Below are 22356 nucleotides of genomic sequence, written 5' to 3'. Positions count from 1 at the left end.
GGTGCCCAAGACTCAGGGCTGCTTGGCGGCGATGGTTTCGACCGCCAGGCGGTACTGCTCGTCGATTTCGTCGGCACTGCAAACGCAGAAGTTGAGATCGCGCAGCTTGCCGTTATCGAGGCCGTAGATCCAGCCGTGGATGGCCAGCTCCTGACCGCTGCTCCAGGCCTCCTGCACCATGGTGGTGTTGCAAACATTGACCGCCTGCTCGATGACATTGAGCTCGCACAGGCGATCCAGCATGAACTCCTCGTTGTCCTCCCACTGCGACAGCATTTCGCGATGCTCGATATAGACGTCCTTGACGTGACGCAGCCAGTTGTCGATCAGACCCAGGTGGGTCGGCCCCAGCGATGCCTTGACACCGCCGCAGCCATAGTGACCCACGACCATCACGTGCTTGACCTTCAGCACCCGCACCGCGTACTGCAGCACGGACAGGCAGTTCATGTCGGTGTGGGTTACCAGGTTCGAGACGTTGCGATGCACGAAGACGTCACCGGGCAGCAGGCCGATGATTTCGTTGGCCGGCACGCGGCTGTCGGAGCAGCCGATCCAGAGGTACTCGGGCGCCTGCTGCTTGGCCAGCGTCGGAAAGAACTCCGGATTGAGCCGGGAGATGCGCTCCGACCAGGCCTGGTTCTGTTCGAACAGTTTCTGTAGTTTCTTCATCTTCCTAACCGCTGATCACTGATTGGTGAGTGGTGAGGCGTTAAGCGTGCCAGCTCTCTGCACGCCTTGCGCCTTACGCCTTATGCGAATGATACCGCGCACTCAGTTCGTGCACCGCGTCGACAAAGACCCTCGCATGCTCCGGGTCGGCAAACTGGTGAATGCCGTGTCCGAGATTGAAAACGTGACCGTTGCCCTCGCCGAATCCCGCCAGGATTGTCTCGACTTCGGCCCGGATACGGGCCGGCGGTGCGTACAGCACCGACGGGTCCATGTTGCCCTGCAGGGCGACACGGTCGCCGACGCGGCGGCGGGCATCACCGATATCGGTGGTCCAGTCGAGTCCCAGAGCGTCGGCGCCGGCGTCGGCGATAGCCTCGAGCCACTGGCCGCCGTTTTTGGTGAACAGGATCACCGGCACGCGCCGGCCCTCATGCTCGCGAATCAGGCCGCTGCAGATCTGCGCCATGTATTTGAGCGAGAACTCGCGGTACATGGGCCCGCTCAGCACGCCGCCCCAGGTGTCGAAGATCTGGACCGCCTGGGCGCCGGCCCGGATCTGCTCGTTGAGATAGCCCGTGACCGACTGCGCCAGCTTGTCGAGCAGCGCATGCATCACCTCGGGGGTGGCGTACATCATCTGCTTGATATGACGGAAGTCCTTGCTGGAACCGCCTTCGACCATATAGGTCGCCAGCGTCCAGGGGCTGCCCGAGAAACCGATCAGCGGCACCCTGCCGGCAAGCGCACCGCGGATTTCCTTCACCGCCGCCATCACATAGTCGAGGTCGCTGGCAGCGTCCGGTACCGGTAGCGCGGCGACATCGGCTTCGGTGCGGATGATCTTGCGAAAACGCGGGCCTTCGCCGGTCTCGAAATAGAGTCCGAGCCCCATGGCGTCGGGGATGGTGAGGATATCGGAAAACAGGATGGCCGCGTCCAGTTCGAACCGCTCCAGCGGTTGCAGCGTGACTTCGCAAGCCAGCTCCCGGTTCTTGCACAGGCTCAGGAAGTCACCGGCCTGGGCACGGGTTTCACGGTACTCCGGCAGATAGCGCCCCGCCTGACGCATCATCCAGACGGGAGTCACATCCACCGGTTCGCGCAGCAGCGCACGCAAAAAACGATCGTTCTTCAGTTCTGCCATCAGTCAGCCATCGCCTAGCCATAGAAAAGTTCGGCGCCATTTTAGCCGTTTCCCGGCATAATTGCGCCTCCCCCGGCGGCGCGTCCGGGAGTTGTCGGCCGGCGGGTCACCGGTATAATAGTGTGTTTGTTGACCAGCCCTGGCCACCTCGAGCCCACCCGACCCGACTGCATGCTCAAGACTGCCGATATCCTTACACTGCCCGACAGCGCCAGCACCCACGACCACAGCCACCACCAGCTGGTGCTGGGCCTGGAGGGTGATACCGCCTTCGAACTCGAGGGGCTGGGGCAACGCGTCGGCCCCGGCAATGGCTGCCTGGTGCCCGCCTCCACCGCCCATGCCTTCTGCGGTATCGGCCGCAACAGCATCCTGGTGCTCAACCTGACCAGCGGCATGGCGGCCTCGCGCGATGAACGAGAACGTCTTGACCGCCTCTTCGACCAGGCCAGCTATTTCAGTATGGACAGCCACCTGCAGGTGCTCGCCAACGCCGTGAGCCGCGAGATCCGCCAGTTTCCCGATGACTCCATGCTGGCCCGTTCCTGCAGCAATCTGCTGCTGTGCTCGCTGGGAAACCACCTGTCACGCAAGACTCCGGCCCGCAGGCCGGGACTGCTGGACATGACGCTGATCGACGAGTTCATCGAGCTGAATCTGCAGCGCAAGATCAGCGTCGCGCACCTGGCCGGCGTCGCCTGCCTCAGCAGCAGTCAGTTCCACGACCTGTTCAAGCGCCAGACCGGCGTGACGCCGCACCAGTACCTGCTGGAGAAGCGCCTGACCTGCGCCCGCGCGCTGCTGGAGCAGGGATACCCCGTCGCCCGGGTCATCGACCACTGCGGCTTCGCCAACCAGAGCGCCTTCACCCACGCCTTCCGCCGTCGGTTCGACATCACCCCGGCGCGTTTTCGCCAGCAGTCCGCGCTGGACGCCGACCGCCGCTGAGCCCCCCCCCCCCGCCCCTGACCGGAGTATTCGACAAAAACTCCGGATTTATCCGCAAGACCGACAGCACAACTGTCACTAAAGTGTCCCCCCATCGCATACGACCGGCGCCACCCCCTTCGGGGATTGCGCAAATCCGGCCACCAGCACCGCACGACCTTCTTCCGGATCGGGACGATCCAGACAAGATCCAGACAAGCCGCTGCCGGGGCCGGCAACAGCGCCTTCGGCGTCCGTGATTCAGCCATGCACTAAGCTGTCTGCATCACGGACAAGTCCTTCAATCCAGAGGTACGCTGAACATGTTCAAAGCTACTGATGTGCTAAACCCGGACTTCGTCTCCCGCAAACCGGCGGAGATCTGGACGGAGATATCGCCGCTTTACAGCATCGACGAAGACCGTTGGCTGCGTGAACTGCTGCCGCTGGCCGAACCCGGCAGCGAAGAGCTCAAGACCAGCACCCGCAGCGCCACCACGCTGATCGAGCAGGTACGCGCCGACGACGGCGCCATTCACATGATCGACGCGCTGCTGCTGGAGTACAGTCTCGATACCCGCGAAGGCATTCTGCTGATGTGCCTGGCCGAGGCGCTGATGCGCATACCGGACGCCGACACCGCCGACGCCCTGATCCGCGACAAGCTCAGCGTCGCCGACTGGAAGACCCACCTGAAGAATTCCGACTCCCTGTTCGTCAACGCCTCGACCTGGGGCCTGCTGCTGACCGGCAAAGTGGTCGCCATGGACGAAAAGGACGATGGCACCCCGTCCAACGTCATCAACCGACTGGTCAACAAGTTTTCCGAACCGGTGATCCGTAAGGCCATGTATCAGGCCATGAAGATCATGGGTCACCAGTTCGTGCTCGGACGCAACATCGGCGAGGCGCTCAAGCGCGGCCGCAAGTACCGCGACCTCGGCTATACCTATTCCTTCGACATGCTGGGCGAAGCCGCGTTGACATCACGCGACGCCGACAAGTACTTCAACGACTACCTGAGCGCCATCGAATCCGTCGGCAGGGACAACTACGGCAGCGGCAAGGCCCCCAGGCCCACCATCTCGATCAAGCTGTCCGCGCTGCACCCGCGCTACGAAGTGGGCCAGAAGGCCCGCGTGCTGACCGAGCTGCGCGACCGGGTGCTGCAGCTGATCGAAAAAGCCCGCGCGCTGGACGTCGGTATCACCGTCGACGCCGAGGAAGCGGACCGCCTGGAACTGTCGCTGGAACTGTTCGAAGCGCTCTACCGCGATCCGGCCTGCCAGGGCTGGGGCAACTTCGGCCTGGTGGTGCAGGCGTACTCCAAGCGCGCACTGCCGGTACTGGCCTGGCTCGCGGCACTGGCCGGCGAGCAGGGCGACCGCATTCCGGTGCGGCTGGTCAAGGGCGCCTACTGGGATGCCGAGATCAAGCTGTGTCAGCAACACGGGTTTCGGGGCTACCCGGTCTACACCCGCAAGGAGGCAACCGACACCTCCTATCTGGCCTGCGCCCGTTTCCTGCTGAGCCAGCCGGTGCGCGGCAAGATCTATCCGCAGTTCGCCAGCCACAACGCCCACACCGTCGCGGCGGTGATGGCGATGGCGCAGCACAGTGGTTTCGAGTTCCAGCGCCTTCACGGCATGGGCGACGCCCTCTACAACACCGTGCTGAAGCATCAGTCGGTGAACGTACGCATCTACGCCCCGGTCGGCAGCCACAAGGACCTGCTGCCGTACCTGGTGCGCCGACTGCTCGAGAACGGCGCCAACAGTTCCTTCGTGCACCGCCTGGTCGACGCCCGTCACCCTATCGCCGACCTGGTGCACCACCCGGTCGAGACCCTGAAGAGCCGCGCCTCGCTGTCCAATCCGCATATTCCGCTGCCCGAAGCGATATACGGCGCCGAGCGCCGCAACTCTCTCGCTCCCAATACCGAGATCGAGTGCGAGTGGCAGCCGTTCCATGCCGCTGTCGAAGGCTTCATGCAGCAGCAGTGGCACGGCGGCCCCATCATCGGCGGCCGGCAGCGCCGGTGCGGCGACGCCCGCGACGTGCTCGCCCCCCAGAACCGCAGCATCAGGGCCGGCAGCGTGCACTGGGCCGGTCGCGAGGAAGTGTCCGAAGCGCTGGACCTGGTCGGCGAGGGTTTTGCCGGCTGGAACGCCACGCCGGTGCAAGAACGCGCCGCCTGCCTGCAGCGCCTGGCGGACCTGCTGGAGGAAAACCTCGAGGAGCTGGTTGCGCTCTGCCATCTCGAGGCCGGCAAGACCATTCAGGACAGCATCGACGAGGTCCGTGAAGCTGTGGACTTCTGTCGTTACTACGCCATCCAGGCCTGCGAAAACCTGGGCCAGGTGCAGCTCTGCACCGGCTTCGACGGCGCCGAGCGCCGCTACCGTCTGGAAGGCCGCGGCGTTTTCGCCTGCATCAGTCCCTGGAACTTCCCGCTGGCGATCTTCCTCGGACAGGTGAGCGCCGCCCTGGTCGCCGGCAACAGCGTTATCGCCAAGCCCGCCGAACAGACCAGTCTGATCGCCTGGCGCGCAGTGCAGCTGGCGCTGCAAGCCGGTATTCCGGCCAATGCGCTGGCCCTGCTGCCGGGCGACGGCGCCACCGTCGGCGCACCGCTGACCGCCGACAGCCGGATCGCGGGCGTCGCCTTCACCGGCTCCACCGAGACTGCGCAACTGATCAACCGCGCACTGGCCCATCGCGACAGCGGCATAGTGCCGCTGATCGCTGAAACCGGCGGCCAGAACGCCATGATCATCGACTCCACTTCACTGCCGGAACAGGTCGTGCGCGACGTCCTGCGCTCGGCCTTCGCCTCCGCCGGACAGCGCTGCTCGGCGTTACGCGTGCTCTACGTCCAGGAAGACGTCGCCGATCGCATCGTCGAAATGCTGCGCGGTGCCATGCAGGAGCAGGTGGTCGGCGATCCCAGTCTGCACAGCACCGACGTCGGTCCGGTGATCGATCGCGAAGCCCAGCAGGGCCTGCTGAACCATATCGAAAAGATGAAACGCAGTGCCCGCCTCGTGGCCCAGACACCGCTGCCGCCCGACGCCTCCGAGGGGACCTTCGTGGCACCGACGGCGTTCGAGATCGACTCCATCGCCCAGCTCGAGCGCGAACAGTTCGGCCCCATCCTGCACCTGGTGCGCTACAAGGCATCCGAACTGGACAAGGTCATCGATGCCATCAACGCCACCGGCTATGGCCTGACCCTGGGCGTCCACAGCCGCAACGAGGAGACCACCCGCCATATCGCCCGCCGCGTGCGGGTCGGCAACACCTATATCAACCGCGACCAGGTCGGTGCGGTAGTGGGCGTTCAGCCGTTCGGCGGCCAGGGCCTGTCCGGCACCGGACCGAAAGCCGGCGGCCCGCGTTACCTGCCGCGCTTTGCCCATGAAGTGACGATCTGACCGGAGGTATACCATGTCCCAAGCGAACACATTCGACATTCCCGTCCAGGCCGCGCTCGATGCCTGGGAAGGCTGGAACGCTCTTGGCGTTGACGGTCGCGCCCCGCTGCTGCGGCATTTCGCCAGCCAGTTGAGTGACGACCAGGCGCGCATCGCGCGCTGGCAGATCGATCAGGCCCTGCGCCTGCTAGGCGACGAGCTGGAACTGCCGGGGCCGACCGGAGAGTCAAACGTGCTGTTCACCTCCGGTCGCGGCCTGGTGATCGCCGCGTCCGAAGAGAGCGCCACTGAAGTGGCGATCCTGGGTCAGCTGATCGCGGCGCTGATCAGCGGCAACGTGGTATTGCTGGCGCCCGCCGCCTCCCATACCGGCTTCTGTCGCTACCTGGTGCGCCTGCTGGTCGCCGGCAGCTGCCCGGCGGCGGTAGTGCAGCTGATCGAGGACCGCAGCCTGACAGAACTCGCGACCTGCCCGTCCATCGCCGCCTTCGCCCTCGTCGGCAGCGATGCCAACGCACGCGCGCTCAACCGTCAGCTCAGCGAGCGCGACGGCGTTCTGGTACAGCTGATCGCCGAAACCGATACCGGGCAGCTGCCGACGATCGGCAGCGAGCACTACCTGGCAAGGTTCATCACCGAACGCGTGCGTACCACCAACACCACCGCCGTAGGTGGCAATGCAACCCTGCTGGAGCTCGGTGGCAAGGCCGAATGACGGTCCTCGACGGCCCCGTGGAAACGGGGCTGTCTGCCTTTCCGCCATTGCCAATCCGGAAACCAAAATAATAAAAGCCTGTTAAGGCACTCAATCACAGAGGCTCAACTTTATGATCGAAAACTCCGCAGCCATAATCGGCACTTTTATCGTCTATCTCGCCGTCATGCTGGCGATCGGTGTCTACGCCTACCGGCGTACCTCGAACTCGTCCGACTACTTCCTCGGAGGCCGCTCTCTCGGCCCCTGGCCCGCGGCGCTTTCAGCAGGCGCCTCGGACATGAGCGGCTGGCTGCTACTGGGCCTGCCCGGCTACGCCTTCGCCTCCGGCATGGAGGCGATCTGGCTCGGCGGCGGCTTGTTGCTCGGCACCTGGCTCAACTGGCTGCTGGTCGCCAAGCGACTGCGCACCTACAGCTACGAGGCCGACAACTCGCTGACCCTGCCCGAGTTCTTCGCCAACCGCTTCGAAGACGCCAGCAAGCTGCTGCAGGTGATCTCGGCCTTTTTCATCCTGCTGTTTTTCCTGTTCTACACCAGCTCAGGCCTCGTTGCCGGCGGCAAACTGTTCGAGACCGTGTTCGGGCTGGACTACAGCATAGCCGTAATCGTCGGCACCCTGGCGGTCGTGTCCTACACCCTGTTCGGCGGCTTTCTGGCGGTGTCCTGGACGGACCTGGTACAGGGCCTGCTGATGGCCGCAGCGCTGGTCATCGTGCCCATCATCGCGATGCAGGTCGATGGCGGGATCGGCGAACTGTTCGGTGCCCTGGAAGCCAAGAACCCCGAGCTGCTGACCATCTGGCGCGATGTCAACGGACAACCGCTGACCTGGATCGCCATCGTCTCACTGGCGGCATGGGGGCTCGGCTACTTCGGCCAGCCGCACATTCTGGCGCGTTTCAAGGGCATCCGCGGCAACAATGACGTGCCGACGGCGCGCCGTATCGCGGTGATCTGGTCTGGCCTGTCGATGGCCGGCGCCTTCCTCGTGGGCCTGGCCGGCATCATCTATGTCGACAGCAAGCTGGGCGGCTCCCTCGGCGATGGCGAAACCATCTTCATGGTTCTGGTCAACGCCCTGTTCAACCCGATCGTCGCCGGTATCCTGCTGGCGGCCATTCTCGCCGCTATCATGAGCACCGCCGACTCCCAGCTGCTGGTATCCTCATCTGCGCTGGCCGAGGACTTCTACCGTCAGCTGCTGCGCAAAGACGCCTCGCAGAAGGAAATCGTCATGGTCGGACGGATTGCCGTCATCGGCCTCTCGATTGTCGCACTGATGCTGGCAATGAATCCCGACAGTACGGTCCTGGGCCTGGTCTCCTACGCCTGGGCCGGCTTCGGCGCCGCCTTCGGCCCGACCCTGATCCTGGCGCTGTACTGGAAGCGCATGAACCGTAACGGCGCCCTGGCCGGCATCCTGGTCGGCGGCATCACCGTCGTGCTGTGGAAGCAGGTCTCCGGCGGCATCTACGACCTCTACGAAATCGTGCCCGGCGTGATCTTCGCGACCATCGCCATCGTCATCGCGTCCCTGGCGACTGCGGCCCCGCCCGCCACCGTACAGGCCCGCTTCGACAGCTACCGCAGCAAGCTCTGACATCCGCATCCCGCCCGTCCGACCGGACCGGGCACAGACTGTCTCTCAACCTTTGCAGCCCCATCCGGGGCTGTTTTTTTATACATGGACGTATTTATCCCGCGAGCACAGGATGTGCTGGAGCGGGGTTTATGTACAGGATGTACGGTCACCATTTTTTGCTCCTGCAAAAATGGCGTTTCCGCCATCCCTGGCGGTCATCCCGCGGGCGCATGGGCAGTTATTTGCTGCTGCAATAACTGGCTTCAGGCCATCCATGGCCTTCATGCGCACGACTGCAGGGACGCAGGAGGTAGAGCGACGCAGGATGCCAAAGCCGAGGAGCGGCGTGCTTCAGAACGCAGCGGAGCCTAAAACGACTGGAGCGGGGTTTAGGTACAGGATGTACGGAAAGGCGTCAGGCGTCAGGCGTCAGGCGTCAGGCGTCAGGCGTAGGGTGCCGGTGAACGTAGTGAACCGCACCGGTTTTGACACGGTGCGGTTCTCGTTGCTCACCGGCACCCTACGTCAGACCCGAACCACTGCATCCGGAGCCTGCGCCACGCGCTTGCGGCTCCACAGTTTCTCGTGGAAGAAATACGCCACGCTGTTGACCGCCGGTTCCACCAGCGCGAGGGTACCGCCGATCAGGATATCGCCGGTCAGCAACCAGGCGACGGCGAAGGCGATGCTGAAGTGCATCAGTGCGAAACTCAGTGTTTTCAACATGGCCGCCTCCTCATGTCTGCGCTTGCATTTATGCAAATGATAGGCGTTATCGTTTTTAGCGAGAAATATATTGAATGTATAGTGGTGTTAGTTATTGGCTATCGTAAGGGCGTGACCGCCAGGGATGGCGGAAATCCTTGCATTGCAGAAGCCAATGCAAGGGGAGGCGTGAGGCGTGAGGCGTGAGGCGTGAGGCGTGAGGCGTGAGGCGTGAATCACTGTTATTGCCGGCTGTTAGCTGTCAACTGTTAACTCAAAACTCCTTCGCCGCAGGGCGCAGCTCCCACGCAGCGAACGTAGGAGCCCACTCTGTGGGCGAACAGCCTTGCAGCACGCTGCCAATCTTCGGTTCGCTCGCGGAGCGAGCTCCTACAAGTGCATTTTCTGATCCGTGACGACTGAAGCCAATCGATCTGCAATACGATCGATATTGCGGGTTACGCGATGCGCAAACCAAGCAGATAACATCACGCTAGTGCCAATGCATCGCTAGACCCACCCTCCAATCCGTGCCTTCGAAAACGAACAAGGCCGCTCGAAGGCGGCCTTGAGACGACGGCAGTGGTCGCTTACACCTCGAGATAGTCGAGGATGCCTTCGGCCGCGGCGCGACCTTCGGCGATAGCCGTGACCACCAGGTCGGAACCGCGCACCATATCGCCGCCGGCGAAGACCTTGGCATTGCTGGTCTGGTACGGGAAACGGCCCTGCTCGCGCGGAGCTTCCTCGGTCTGGATGCGACCGTCCTGGTGCAGCTCGATACCGTGTTCGGTGAACCAGGGCGCCGGACTCGGACGGAAGCCGAAGGCGACCAGTACCGCGTCGGCGTCCAGCACTTCTTCGGAGCCTGGCACCACTTCAGCGCGACGACGGCCGTTCTCGTCCGGCTCGCCCATGCGGGTAGTCACCAGCTTGACGCCGACGACCTTGCCGTTTTCGCCAACGATTTCGACCGGCTGACGGTTGAACATGAACTGCACGCCCTCTTCACGGGCATTTTCCACTTCCTTGCGCGAACCGGGCATGTTGGCCTCGTCGCGGCGGTAGGCGCAGGTGACGCTGGTCGCACCCTGGCGAATGGAGGTGCGGTTGCAGTCCATCGCGGTGTCGCCGCCGCCGAGCACGACGACGCGCTTGCCGCTCATGTCGATGTATTCCGACGCATCCTTCTCGAAGCCCATGCAGTGATTGACGTTCGAGATCAGGAACGGCAGCGCATCGAACACGCCGTCGAGGTCCTCGCCCGGGAAACCGCCCTTCATGTAGGTATAGGTGCCCATACCGAGGAAAACGGCGTCGTACTCGTCCAGCAGCTGCTGCATCGAGATATCCTTGCCGATCTCGGTGTTGAGACGGAATTCGACACCCATCTCCTCGAAGATGCGGCGACGCAGCTTGACCACGTCCTTCTCCAGCTTGAACTCCGGGATACCGAAGGTCAGCAGACCGCCGATTTCCGGGTGACGGTCGAACACCACCGGGGTGACGCCGTTGCGCACCAGGATATCGGCACAGCCAAGGCCCGCGGGGCCTGCGCCGATGACCGCGACCTTCTTGTCGGTGCGGATCACGTTGGACATGTCCGGACGCCAGCCCATGGCGAAAGCGGTGTCGGTGATGTACTTCTCCACCGAACCGATGGTCACCGCTCCGAAACCGTCATTGAGGGTACAGGCCCCCTCGCACAGACGGTCCTGCGGGCAGACGCGGCCGCAGACTTCCGGCAGCGAGTTGGTCTGGTGGCTGAGTTCGGCCGCCTCGAGGATGTTGCCCTCGGAAACCAGCTTGAGCCAGTTCGGAATATGGTTGTGCACCGGGCACTTCCAGGAACAGTATGGGTTGCCGCACTCCAGGCAGCGATGCGACTGGTCGGCCGCCTCTTCCTGCTTGAACGGCTCGTAGATCTCGGCGAATTCGCGCTTGCGGACCTCAGCATGGATCTTGCTCGGTCCTTCGCGTTCCACATCGAGGAACTGAAAATGGTTGTTCGGACGATTGGACATAGTCCCCACCTCATTTTGGGCGCCCGCCTCGCGGCGGGCACTCGTTAACTTCATCTAAGCTTGATCGGTACTTATTCCGGACGCTGGCGGATATTGTCCAGCAGTGCGTTCAGGCTCGCGGCCTTGGGCTTGACCAGCCAGAACCGTCCGATGAAGTCGTAGAAGTTATCCACGATCTCCTGGCCCCAGGCGCTGCCGGTTTCCCTGACAAACTCGATGATCACCGAACGCAGGTGGTTCTTGTACGCTTCCATCTGCTCGGTGTGGATACGATGGATCTCGACCAGTTCATGGTTGTACTTGTCGACGAAGTTGTTTTCCAGATCCAGCACGTAGGCGAAGCCCCCGGTCATACCGGCACCGAAGTTGTAACCGGTGGAACCGAGCACCGTGACCAGACCGCCGGTCATGTATTCGCAGCAGTGATCGCCCGCCCCTTCGACGACCGCGTGGACGCCGGAGTTGCGTACCGCGAAGCGCTCGCCCGCACGGCCCGCTGCGAACAGCTTGCCGCCGGTGGCGCCGTACAGGCAGGTGTTGCCCATGATCGAGGTTTCGTTCGACCTGAAGGTCACTTCCTTGAACGGGTACAGCACCAGCTTGCCGCCAGCCATGCCCTTGCCGACATAGTCGTTGGCATCGCCTTCGAGGATCAGGTTCTGGCCGCCGGCATTCCAGACGCCGAACGACTGACCGGCGTGGCCGCGGAAGCGGAAGGTCACCGGCTCTTCGGCCATGCCTGCGTTGCCGTAACGCTTGGCGATGGCGCCGGAGGTACGGGCACCGACCGAACGGTCGCAGTTGCAGATGGCCAGCTCCCAGTCACCGCCGCGCTTGGCATCGATGGCCTCTTCCGCCAGTTCCAGCATGGCGCTGTTCAGCTCGCCCTTGTCGAACGGCTCGTTGCGGTGCTCCTGAACGGTGTGCGGATATTCCGCCGGCACGCCGCCGTCGCTGATGATCGGGCTCAGATCCAGCGCCCGCTGGCGCGGCGTTTCGCCTTCCACCACGGTCAGCAGATCGACGCGGCCGACCAGTTCCTCCAGCGAGCGGATACCCAGCTGGGCCATCCACTGACGGGTTTCCTCGGCGACGAAGCGGAAGTAGTTCTTGACCATTTCGACAGTGCCGCGGAAGTGGTCCTGACGCAGCTTGTCGTTCTGGGTCGCGACGCCGGTGGCGCAGTTGTTGAGGTGGCAGATACGCAGGTACTTGCAGCCCAGCGCCACCATCGGCATGGTGCCGAAGCCGAAGCTCTCGGCGCCCAGCATCGCGGCCTTGACCACATCGAGACCGGTCTTGAGACCGCCATCGGTCTGCAGACGGATCTTGCCGCGCAGCTGGTTGCCGCGCAGCGACTGGTGCGCGTCGGACAGGCCCAGCTCCCACGGAGAACCGGCATAGTGGATCGACGCCATCGGCGATGCCGCGGTGCCGCCGTCGTAACCGGAGATGGTGATCAGGTCGGCGTATGCCTTGGCAACACCGCAGGCAATGGTGCCGACGCCCGGACGGGACACCAGCTTGACCGAGACCAGACCTTCAGGGTTGATCTGCTTGAGGTCGAAGATCAGCTGCGCCAGGTCCTCGATCGAGTAGATATCGTGGTGCGGCGGCGGCGAGATCAGGGTCACGCCCGGTACCGAGTAGCGCAGACGCGCGATCAGTTCGTTGACCTTGCCGCCCGGCAGCTGGCCGCCCTCGCCGGGCTTCGCGCCCTGGGCCACCTTGATCTGCATGACATCGGCGCTCATTAGGTATTCCGGCGTGACGCCGAAACGGCCCGAGGCCACCTGCTTGATCTTGGAGCGCTTGATGGTGCCGTGACGCGCCGGATCTTCGCCGCCTTCACCGGAGTTGGAGCGGCCGCCCAGCTCGTTCATGGCCACCGCCAGCGCCTCGTGGGCCTCCGGCGACAGTGCACCCAGCGACATGGCCGCGGAGTCGAAGCGCGGGAAAATCGCCTCGACCGGCTCGACCTCGTCCAGCGGGATCGCCTTGACGTCGTCACGCAGCGCGAGCATATCGCGCAGCGTGGCGATGCCGCGGTTGTTGACCAGATCCGCGTACTGCTGGTACTTGTTCCAGTCGCCGCTCTCGACCGCCTCGTGAATGGCGCGCACCACGTCCGGGTTGTAGGCGTGATATTCACCGCCGTGCTTGTACTTCAGCAGGCCGCCGGGCTGGATCGGCTTGCGCGCGGTCCAGGCTTCCTTCGCCAGCTGCTGCTGTTCGAACTGGAAGTCCTCGAAGCGCGCACCTTCGATGCGGCTGGTGACGCCCTTGAAGCAGAGATCGACCACCTCGGAGCTCAGGCCGATGGCTTCGAACAGCTGAGCGCCACGGTAGGAAGCGATGGTGGAGATACCCATCTTCGACAGGATCTTCAGCAGCCCCTTGTTGATGCCCTTGCGATAGTTCTCGTGGGCATCGAGCGGCGCCATCTGCAGCTCGCCGCTGGCGCAGAGATCGTTCAGCACACGGTACGCCAGGTACGGATACACCGCGGTAGCACCGAAGCCGAACAGTACCGCGAAATGGTGCGGGTCACGCGCCGTACCGCTCTCGACGATCAGGTTGGCGTCGGTGCGCAGACCGCTGTCGATCAGGCGATGGTTGACCGCGCCGGTCGCCATGGCGGCGTGAATCGGCAGCTTGCCCTGCTCGATACCGGCATCGGACAGCACCAGCACTACCTTGCCGTCACGTACCGCCTGCTCTGCGGCGTCGCAGAGATTGCGAACGGCCTGCTCCAGACCGATGGCCGGATCGTAGTTCAGATCCAGGCGCGCGACCTCGAAGCCCGGCTCGCTGTTGTCGCGAATGCGGTTGAACTTGCTCGCCGACAGCACCGGTGTGCTCAGGATGACACGACGGGCGTGCTCGGGTGTATCTTCGAAGACATTGCGCTCGGCGCCGAGGCAGGTCTCCAGCGACATCACGATGGCTTCGCGCAGCGGGTCGATGGGCGGGTTGGTCACCTGGGCGAACTGCTGACGGAAATAGTCGTAGGGCGAACGCACATTGTAAGACAGCACCGCCATCGGCTTGTCGTCGCCCATGGAGCCGACCGCTTCCATGCCGGTTTCGCCGAGCGGGCGGATGATCTGGTCACGCTCTTCGAAGGAGACCTGGAACATCTTCATGTGCGTCTTCACTTCGTCCGCGGACATCTCCGGGAAGGAGCGCGACTCTTCGGTGAAGCTCATGGTGGTTTCGAGACGCAGCGAATTCTCTTTCAGCCACTGCTTGTAGGGATGCTGCACCTTGAGGTAGTTGTCGACGTCCTCGGTATGCAGCACGTCGCCGTTGCTGGTGTCGATCGCCAGAATCTGGCCCGGCCCCACACGTCCCTGAGCGACGATATCCTCGGGCTTGTAATCGAACACGCCGATCTCGGAAGCGGTGCAGATGTAGCCGTCGCGGGTCATCACCCAGCGCGACGGGCGCAGGCCGTTGCGGTCCAGCATGCACACAGCGTAGCGGCCATCGGTCATGACCATGCCGGCCGGACCGTCCCAGGCTTCCATGTGCATGGAGTTGTATTCGTAGAAGGCCCGCAGCTCGGCATCCATGGTTTCGACGTTCTGCCAGGCCGGCGGCACGATGGTGCGCACGGCGCGGTAGATGTCCATGCCACCGATCATCAGGAACTCCAGCATGTTGTCCATGCTGGACGAGTCGGAACCGGTGGTGTTGACGATCGGCTGCAGTTCCTCGAGGTTCGGCAACTGTTCGGTGACGAACTTCGGCGCGCGCGCGCGGGCCCAGTTGCGGTTGCCTTCGATGGTGTTGATCTCGCCGTTGTGGGCAAGAAAACGGAACGGCTGCGCCAGCTGCCAGCGCGGCGCGGTATTGGTCGAGAAACGCTGGTGATAGGTGCAGACCGCGGTTTCCAGACGCGGATCAGCCAGGTCCTTGTAGAACACCGGCAGATCGACCGGCATGGTCAGCCCCTTGTAAGAGAGGACCTTGTCGGAAAGGCTGCAGATGTAGAAGTCTTCGTCATCGGCCAGCTGAATTTCGGCCTTGCGACGCGCCACGAAGAGGCTGATGGCCAGCTCGCGCTCGCTCTTGCCCTTGCCGTTCACCAGCACCTGCTCGATCAGCGGCAGCGTATCCCGGGCGATGGGACCGAGGCAGCTCTCGTCGGTCGGCACCACACGCCAACCGGCCACGCCGAGGCCCTCGGCTTCGAGCTCGCGGTTCAGGATGTCGCGTGCCGCCTGAGCCTCAGCGGCGGTACGGGGCAAAAACACCATACCGACCGCATATTGCTCATCCAGCTCCAGACCCAGTTCCTCGCGCGCCACCGCACGCAGAAAGGAATCCGGCTTTTGCATCAGCAGGCCGCAACCGTCACCTGTCTTGCCATCGGCAGCGATACCGCCGCGATGGGTCATACACGCCAGGGCTTCAATGGCCTTCTCAAGCAGGTCATGGCTCGGATTGCCCTGCATCTGGGCCATAAGCCCGAAGCCGCAGTTATCCTTGAACTCGCCAGGACGATAGAGACCTTTACTCATAGCCAATCTCTCTCAACAAAAATGTTCTTTTATATCAATGCGTTACCACTAACCTCGATACCGCAGACGCACTATACTGAAAAAATGGGACGACCATTCTACACACGCCCCCGGCATGGTACAAATTTTGCCCACATCAATACGCGGCACCGAATCGCTGCCAGGGTGGTCTTTCGACGCGCCGGTAACACGACCGTAAAGCCCACAGGACGCGGCCTGCGGGTTCGCCGCGAATCCGTCCGTCGATATTGGACGCCACTGAAACGTGGCTGTTATAGGAAGTCAGGGGCCTTTCTTGCGAATGTCCGCCTTTACGCTCTGAATACTGCGCGCCCAGGGCTTGAGATCCCGCAGATCCGGCGGCAACTGAGAGACCGCCGTCAGCGCCGCCTGCCTGCTGTCGTAGCGACCATAGATCACCACGTGCCACGGCTCACCCTTGTACAGGGTGGAAAAATAGTGGAATGCATCCGGGTCGGCCTGAGCGGCGATGAACTTGTTCGCCGTGGCGGCCTGACGGGCGCCCAGCATCTGCAAGGTATACCCCTTGTCGGACCATTGTAGCAGTGCATCCTCGCCATCGGCAGCCACTTCCGGTGCCGGCGGCTGTGATGACAATGGCATCGCAGCCGTATCAGGCGCGGCGACATCCAGCACCGAGGCGACCGGCGCCTCGGCTGCCGGCGCTTCCACGGGCGGCACCGGCGCGCGCTGCGGCTGCGGCTGCGGCTGCGGCTGCGGCTGCGGCTGCGGCTGCGGCTGCGGCTGCGGCTGCGGCTGCGGCTGCGGCTGCGGCTGCGCAACAGTTTCCGTCACAACGTCCGTCCCGAATACAGCCGGCGGCTCGGTAACCTCCGCGACATCCGGCACCACCCGGGTAGCGGCAGGCGCTGCGAATACCGCCCGCGCCAGCGGGTCGTCCGCGATCTGCGGGCCCGCCTCGAACGCCTGCGGCGTCGACTGCAATTCGATTTCCGCCACGGGCTCTGTGGTCGTGGCCGGCAGTACCGGCATCGCCAGCGGCACCGAGACCCGTTCGCCGGGGACCACCTCCGCCTGCGGCTGCCACCAGATCCAGCCGGCCATCGATACCAGCGTCAGCAGCACCAGCCCGGCAACGCCGAAGGGCAGCAACGCCGGCACCTGCATAGGCGCCCTGCGCCTTGTCGGCAGTTCTGTGCGGTCCAGGCGCAGCGCCCTGGCAGCCAGAGCCTCGAGGCTGCCGGGAAGACGGTCGCTCTGCCCCACCAGCTTGTCGAAGCGACGGCTGTCGAGCACCTCGAGCGCCGGGTAGCGCCGCTGCAGATACTCTTCCGCCTCTTCACGGGTAAAGGGCTGCAATGTCTCGCAATGCCTGTGGCCATCGAGCACATCATCCAGACCCAGGCTATCCAGCCGCGGCGACAGCCGCGGCGCCGCCAGCACCAGGCGCAGCGTGCGCGATGCGGAGCACTGAAAATTGATCAGCAGCTGCAGAGCTTCGTCGCTCAGACGGTCGGCGTCGTCGATCAGCACCAGCCAGCGCTGCCCGGTATCCTCCAGCAGGCGGGATTCTGCGTGCAGTTGTTCAAGCCGGGCGCTGTCCTCCTCGACGGGCTCGAGACCCGATGCCCCGGCGATCTGCCGCAGCAGCTCGGCGCTGTCGGTACGGGCCGTCAGCGCCAGGCGCGCGCAGCGGCCCTCGCCCTCGAGACGCAGCTGCTTCAGCAACGTACTCTTGCCGCTGCCCTTGCCGCCCTCGATCAGCAGCAGAAAATCGGAATAGCGAATGAGATGCTGGAGTTTTTCCAGCAACTGCAGCCGGGACGGCGGCTCGAAATAGCCCGCCCGGGCATCCGCCACGAAGGGCGAACGGGAGGTTGCGTCCTGCACCGCCGGCTGCTGTGCCCCCATCGGCTTAGCCCGCCCGCGCCAGACCCAGGCGCGTCTCGAGGGTTTCGTCCAGGAGCTCGGCGGGGAAGTCGGAGGTCACCAGCGCCGAGCCGATGCCGCGAAGCAGCACCAGCCTGATCCGGCCATCCAGCACCTTTTTGTCGACCGCCATCAGGGAGCGGAAGTCCTCGACCGTCATCTCCGGCGGCGGCAGCACCGGCAGTTTCGCCGCGCGGTGAATGGCCTCGATGCGAGCCATCTGCTCGTCGGTAAGCCAGCCCAGGCGGCGGGACAGATCCGCCGCCAGCAGGGTGCCGGCCGCCACGGCTTCGCCGTGCAACCAGCGACCGTAGCCCTGATGGGCCTCGATCGCGTGCCCGAAGGTATGCCCGAGATTCAGCAGCGCGCGGATACCGGACTCCTTCTCGTCCTGCGCCACGACCTCGGCCTTGATCTCGCAGGAACGGTAGATGGCCCGGCTCAGAGCTTCATCATCACCGGCAACGAGGCTGTCGATATGAGCTTCGAGCCAGTCGAAGAAGTCGCTGTCATAGATCAGACCGTACTTGATCACCTCGGCGATGCCGGCGGAAAGTTCCCGCGGCGGCAGCGTCTTTAGCACCCCGGTATCGGCCAGCACGCAGCGGGGCTGATAGAAGGCACCGATCATGTTCTTGCCCAGGGGATGATTGACACCGGTCTTGCCACCCACCGAAGAGTCGACCTGGGACAACAGCGTCGTCGGCACCTGGATGAAGTCGACACCGCGCTGATAGCAGGCAGCGGCAAAGCCGGTCATGTCACCGATAACCCCGCCCCCGAGCGCGATCAGGGTCGTAGTGCGGTTTTGCCGTGTTTCGAGCAGACGGTCGAAAATACGGTTGACGGTATCCAGGGTCTTGAACTGCTCGCCGTCCGGCAGCACCACCCTCTCCACCTCGAAGCCGTGCAGACAGCTTTCCACAGCATCCAGGTACAGCGGGGCCACCGTTTCGTTGGTGACGATACAGACCTGGCGGCCACGGATGCAGGGCTGCAGCAGCGACTGCCGCAACAGGCCGTCACCAATGTGGATGGGGTAGGCACGATCGCCCAGCTCGACATTCAGCGTCCGCATCGGACCTTTGCTCCTCTTTAAAATAAACTGCCGGCGACCGGCCCGGCGCTCAGTTGATGAGCCCTCGTCGTGTCAGCTGACGCACGATTTCCGTTACCACTGCCCGGGGGTGGCGACGATCGGTGTGCAGAACGATATCGCAGGTCTGACGATACAGCGGGTCGCGCTGACTCATCAACTGTTGCAGGATTTCGCCGGGGTTTTCGGTCTGCAGCAAGGGCCGGTTCTTGTCGCGGGAGGTGCGCTCCAGCTGCTGATCGACTGTGGTATGAAGGTAGACGACCAGCCCGTTACTCTGGAGAGCCTTGCGGTTGGCTTCCCGAATGACAGCGCCGCCACCCGTCGCCATCACGATGTTGTTGCGCGCGGAAAGCTCGGCGATCACGTTCTGCTCCCGGTCCCGGAAGCCGGATTCGCCCTCGACGTCGAAGATCCAGGGGATATTGGCGCCGGCCCGGGATTCGATCTCCCGGTCGCTGTCGACAAACTCCAGATGCAGTTCCTGAGAAAGAAGACGCCCTATGGTGCTTTTTCCAGCTCCCATAGGGCCAATAAGAAAGATGTTCAAATTGTGCCAAACCCCGATTACTGAACCGCCAGTGACTCCCTGATCAGTTTCGGCGTAATGAAGATCAGCAGCTCCGTCTTGGTATTCGAGGTCTCGCGCTTCCGGAAGAAGTTCTTGATTACCGGAATATCGCCAAAGAACGGTGTCTTGCTGAGGTTGTTGACCGACTCATTGCGGAACACCCCGCCCAGCACCACCGTATCGCCATCCGCCACGTTGACCGTGGTCTGCAGCTGGTTCGTGTTGATGCTGACCTCACCGTTGGGCAGTACCGCGCCCACCGAGTCCTGGGTGATGTCCAGGTCCAGGGTGATGCGGTCGCCCGGGTTCAGCTGGGGCGTCACCTCCAGCTTCAGGGTCGCATCCTCGAACTCGATATTGACCTCGCCATCTTCCACAGTCTGGTACGGGATCTGCACGCCGGACTCGATCAGACCCGGCTTGCCGTTGGTGGTGATCACCTTCGGCTGCGACACGATCTCCGCCTTGCCTTCGGTCTGCAGCGCCGACAGTTCGGCCGACAGCAGGAAGTTGTCACGGATGTAGCTGAACACGAAGGACGACTGCGGCGTTACACCCAGGTCGACCATCAGGTTCGAGTTGCCGGTATCCGGAAAACCTTGCACAAACTGCGGCGTGTTGCTCGGCGAGCCGCCATCGATCACGAAGGAGCTGTTCTTGCGCTCGTCGATACCGGCCATGCCCCAGCGGATACCGAGATCCTTCTGGAAGTCCGCCGACGCCGACACGATACGCGCCTCAATCAGGACCTGAGCCACTTCTACGTCGAAACGCCGCAGTGTATCACGGATTTCCTCGATCTGAGCGGCGGTTTCGCGCACCATCAGCACATTGGTTTCATCGTCGGCCATGATGAAGCCGCGCTCCGAAACCAGCTTGGCCTCTTCGACCCGGCCCTTCATTTCACTGGCCTTGCGGAAGTCCACCTGGATGAACTCGGTCAGCAGCGGTGCCAGCTCCTTCACCTGTTTCTGCGCTTCGAGTTCGGCGCGCTCACGTTCGGCGATAGTCTGGGCGGAACCGATCAGCATCACGTTGCCCACTTCGCGCTTGGCCAGCCCGTTGGTCTTGAGCACCAGATCGAGCGCCTGATCCCAGGGCACGTTTTTCAGGCGCAGGGTGATGTTGCCGCCGACCTCATCGCCAACCACCAGGTTCATCTCCGCGACCTCGGCGATGATCTGCAGTACCGAACGGATTTCGACATCCTGGAAGTTGAGGTCGATTTTCTCGCCGGTGTAGGGGAAGCGGTCCTGCTTGCGTCGCTCTTCTTCGGCGTAGGTGATCGGCTTGAAGTCCAGCACCAGCTGATTGCCGGTCTGGTAGGCCATGTAGTCGTAGGGAGCCGCACCCGGCTTGACCAGTATGGTGGTGTTGCGGCCGCTGCTCATCGAGTCGATGAACATCACCGGAGTGGCGAAGTCCTGAACATCGACGCGCTGATTCAGCGAGCCGGAGAGCGTTGCGCCCTGCAGGTTAACGACGACATTGTTGCCTTCCTCGACGATATCGAGACCGGCCTTGTCATCGGACATGCTGATCAGCACCCGACCGTGACCGCCATCGAGGCGCTCGAAGTCGATCCCCTGCACCCGGGTGCCCTGGATGGCCGGCATGCCGGTTCCGTATGTACTTGCGGCGGCAGGAGCCGGCGCCGCAGGCGCAGGAGCAGGCGCGGCCCTGGCCGGTGCAGAGGAGGAGACCGCCGGCAGGCCCGGCGCGCCGCCGAAGACCAGGAACAGCGAGTTGCCCTCGGCGTAGGCGTCGTAGCCAACCATTTCATTGAGATTGGCAACGACACGCAGCCGCCCTTCGGTTTCGGCCAGACTCAGGCTCTCCACCGCCCCAGTACGGATATCGAGCTGCCGGCGACCGATATCGTTGCTGGCCCCGAACAGATCCAGCACCAGGCGCGGCGGACTGTCGATGGAGTAGGCGCGCGGCGACGGCGGCGGCATATCGAAATCCAGCCGCACCTCGAGCTTGTGGCCCGGCAGCGCGACGAAGGAGGAGTCCTTCAGCATCGCGTTCTGCGCCTGCGCCTGCACCGTGACAAGACAGCATGCTACGACCAGCATCAGCATCAGCTGCCACCCAAGACTCCATGAACGGGAGTGTTCCCTGCAGTTGCTGTAAGTATTCATATCGCGAGCTGTCCTTTGATCATTCTTTTTCCGGCAAGGCGATCATGCGCGGGCGCTCCATCCAGCCGCCGCGTCCATTTTCAATGATTTCCACCAGTTCGATTCCCTGTTCAGAGACGGCTTCCACCTGCCCGTAGTCGAGTCCCAGGTAATCGCCGTTGGTCACCCTGTGCACCTCGCCGTTGGGGTCCTTGAGCAGCGCCCAGAGGTTGCCACCATCGAGCGCTGTGATGGTACCGACCATCTGCAGCCGATCGACCGGAAAGCTTTCCAGGTAGGTTTTGGGCCGGCTGGTGTCCGGCTTGAGGTCCGACGGCGGCGGGGCCTCTTCCTCTTCCTCCACCGCCAGTTCGATCAGCGCCTGGAAGGGATCCCGCAGGCTCGCGCCCTGATACACGAAGGCCTCGTAGGGTTTGAACTCGGGCAGAGGCTTGATCTTGCCCGGCGGGCGGGCCTGGGTCTGCTGCACGTACATCCGCAGATCGGAAGTGTCATCGACCCAGATGCAGCCGCTGCTCGCAGCCGCCAGCAAAGCCAGCGCCGCGATCCTGCCGCCGCCGATTGCCGCGATACGCTTACTTGGTGTCGTCATAGCGGTACGTCTTCGCCTGGATTGTCATCGACAGCCGGTCTCCGCCCGGCCGAATGCTGTAGTCGTGCAGTGTCACGATGCGCTTGATCGCCGCGACACCGCTGACGAACTGACCCAGTTCGTGGTAACTCCCGACCACATTGATGTTGATCGGCAGCTCGACATAGAACTTGCTCTTGCGTTCGGCCTGCAGCGCGATGCTGTTGATGCTGAGTCCGGCACCGCGACCGATATCGGAGATATCCTCCAGCAGGCCGGGCACCTCCTTGTCGGTTGGCAGCTGTGTCAGCAGCTCGGCGAAGCGCCC

15 protein-coding genes are annotated in these 22356 nt (G+C 63.3%); 4 read left to right on the top strand and 11 right to left on the bottom strand.

Annotated features, from left to right (window positions below):
* Positions 1 to 12: 12 nt before the first annotated feature.
* Entirely contained in the window at positions 13 to 672 is a 660-nt protein-coding gene (can, locus tag IEX85_RS05045; RefSeq protein ID WP_188858985.1) for a carbonate dehydratase, read from the bottom strand.
* 73 nt (positions 673 to 745) lie between these two features.
* Positions 746 to 1819 (bottom strand): uroporphyrinogen decarboxylase, encoded by a 1074-nt coding sequence (gene hemE, locus IEX85_RS05040; protein ID WP_188858983.1) that lies wholly within the window; start codon positions 1817 to 1819, stop codon positions 746 to 748.
* A gap of 171 nt (positions 1820 to 1990) precedes the next feature.
* On the opposite strand from hemE, the gene IEX85_RS05035 reads away from it, so the two are divergent.
* From IEX85_RS05035 to putP, 4 genes are all read left to right on the top strand, one after another.
* The gene (locus tag IEX85_RS05035) at positions 1991 to 2767 is read left to right on the top strand and encodes an AraC family transcriptional regulator (RefSeq protein ID WP_188858981.1); all 777 of its coding nucleotides are present in this window, start codon (positions 1991 to 1993) and stop codon (positions 2765 to 2767) included.
* A 302-nt stretch (positions 2768 to 3069) separates the two neighbouring features.
* Positions 3070 to 6180 (top strand): bifunctional proline dehydrogenase/L-glutamate gamma-semialdehyde dehydrogenase PutA, encoded by a 3111-nt coding sequence (gene putA / locus IEX85_RS05030; RefSeq protein WP_188858979.1) that lies wholly within the window; start codon positions 3070 to 3072, stop codon positions 6178 to 6180.
* 13 nt (positions 6181 to 6193) lie between these two features.
* The gene (locus IEX85_RS05025; protein WP_188858976.1) at positions 6194 to 6895 is read left to right on the top strand and encodes an aldehyde dehydrogenase family protein; all 702 of its coding nucleotides are present in this window, start codon (positions 6194 to 6196) and stop codon (positions 6893 to 6895) included.
* A gap of 112 nt (positions 6896 to 7007) precedes the next feature.
* A complete protein-coding gene (gene putP, locus IEX85_RS05020) occupies positions 7008 to 8498 on the top strand; it encodes a sodium/proline symporter PutP (RefSeq protein ID WP_188858974.1) in 1491 nt (496 codons plus the stop codon).
* A gap of 507 nt (positions 8499 to 9005) precedes the next feature.
* Here the strand turns inward: putP and IEX85_RS05015 are convergent.
* From IEX85_RS05015 to IEX85_RS23950, 9 genes are all read right to left on the bottom strand, one after another.
* Positions 9006 to 9206 carry a DUF2061 domain-containing protein gene (locus IEX85_RS05015; protein WP_188858973.1) on the bottom strand — a complete coding sequence of 67 codons (201 nt, stop codon included), beginning with the start codon at positions 9204 to 9206 and terminating at the stop codon, positions 9006 to 9008.
* A gap of 569 nt (positions 9207 to 9775) precedes the next feature.
* Complete coding sequence (locus tag IEX85_RS05010) at positions 9776 to 11209, bottom strand: glutamate synthase small subunit GltD family protein (protein ID WP_188858971.1); 1434 nt, start codon at positions 11207 to 11209, stop codon at positions 9776 to 9778.
* Positions 11210 to 11280: 71 nt separating this feature from the next.
* The gene (gene gltB / locus IEX85_RS05005) at positions 11281 to 15735 is read right to left on the bottom strand and encodes a glutamate synthase large subunit (protein WP_188858969.1); all 4455 of its coding nucleotides are present in this window, start codon (positions 15733 to 15735) and stop codon (positions 11281 to 11283) included.
* A 282-nt stretch (positions 15736 to 16017) separates the two neighbouring features.
* Complete coding sequence (locus IEX85_RS05000; RefSeq protein WP_188858967.1) at positions 16018 to 17628, bottom strand: SPOR domain-containing protein; 1611 nt, start codon at positions 17626 to 17628, stop codon at positions 16018 to 16020.
* A 4-nt stretch (positions 17629 to 17632) separates the two neighbouring features.
* Positions 17633 to 18724 (bottom strand): 3-dehydroquinate synthase, encoded by a 1092-nt coding sequence (gene aroB, locus IEX85_RS04995; protein WP_188858965.1) that lies wholly within the window; start codon positions 18722 to 18724, stop codon positions 17633 to 17635.
* Between the two features lie 49 nt (positions 18725 to 18773).
* A complete protein-coding gene (aroK, locus tag IEX85_RS04990; RefSeq protein ID WP_373290895.1) occupies positions 18774 to 19292 on the bottom strand; it encodes a shikimate kinase AroK in 519 nt (172 codons plus the stop codon).
* Between the two features lie 17 nt (positions 19293 to 19309).
* Positions 19310 to 21457, bottom strand: a complete 2148-nt coding sequence (locus IEX85_RS04985) for a type IV pilus secretin PilQ (RefSeq protein ID WP_229721797.1) — start codon at positions 21455 to 21457, stop codon at positions 19310 to 19312.
* 19 nt (positions 21458 to 21476) lie between these two features.
* Positions 21477 to 22049: a pilus assembly protein PilP gene (locus IEX85_RS04980; RefSeq protein WP_188858961.1), complete on the bottom strand. Its 573-nt coding sequence runs from the start codon at positions 22047 to 22049 to the stop codon at positions 21477 to 21479.
* A partial coding sequence (locus tag IEX85_RS23950) for a type IV pilus inner membrane component PilO (protein WP_229721796.1) occupies positions 22033 to 22356 on the bottom strand: 324 nt, incomplete at its 5' end. The genes IEX85_RS23950 and IEX85_RS04980, both read right to left, overlap by 17 nt.

Source organism: Marinobacterium nitratireducens (assembly GCF_014645375.1).
GTDB classification, from domain to species: Bacteria; Pseudomonadota; Gammaproteobacteria; order Pseudomonadales; family Balneatricaceae; genus Marinobacterium_A; species Marinobacterium_A nitratireducens.
The sequence above is the reverse complement of the archived record's forward strand: the minus strand, read 5'-3'. Positions and strand labels throughout refer to the sequence as shown.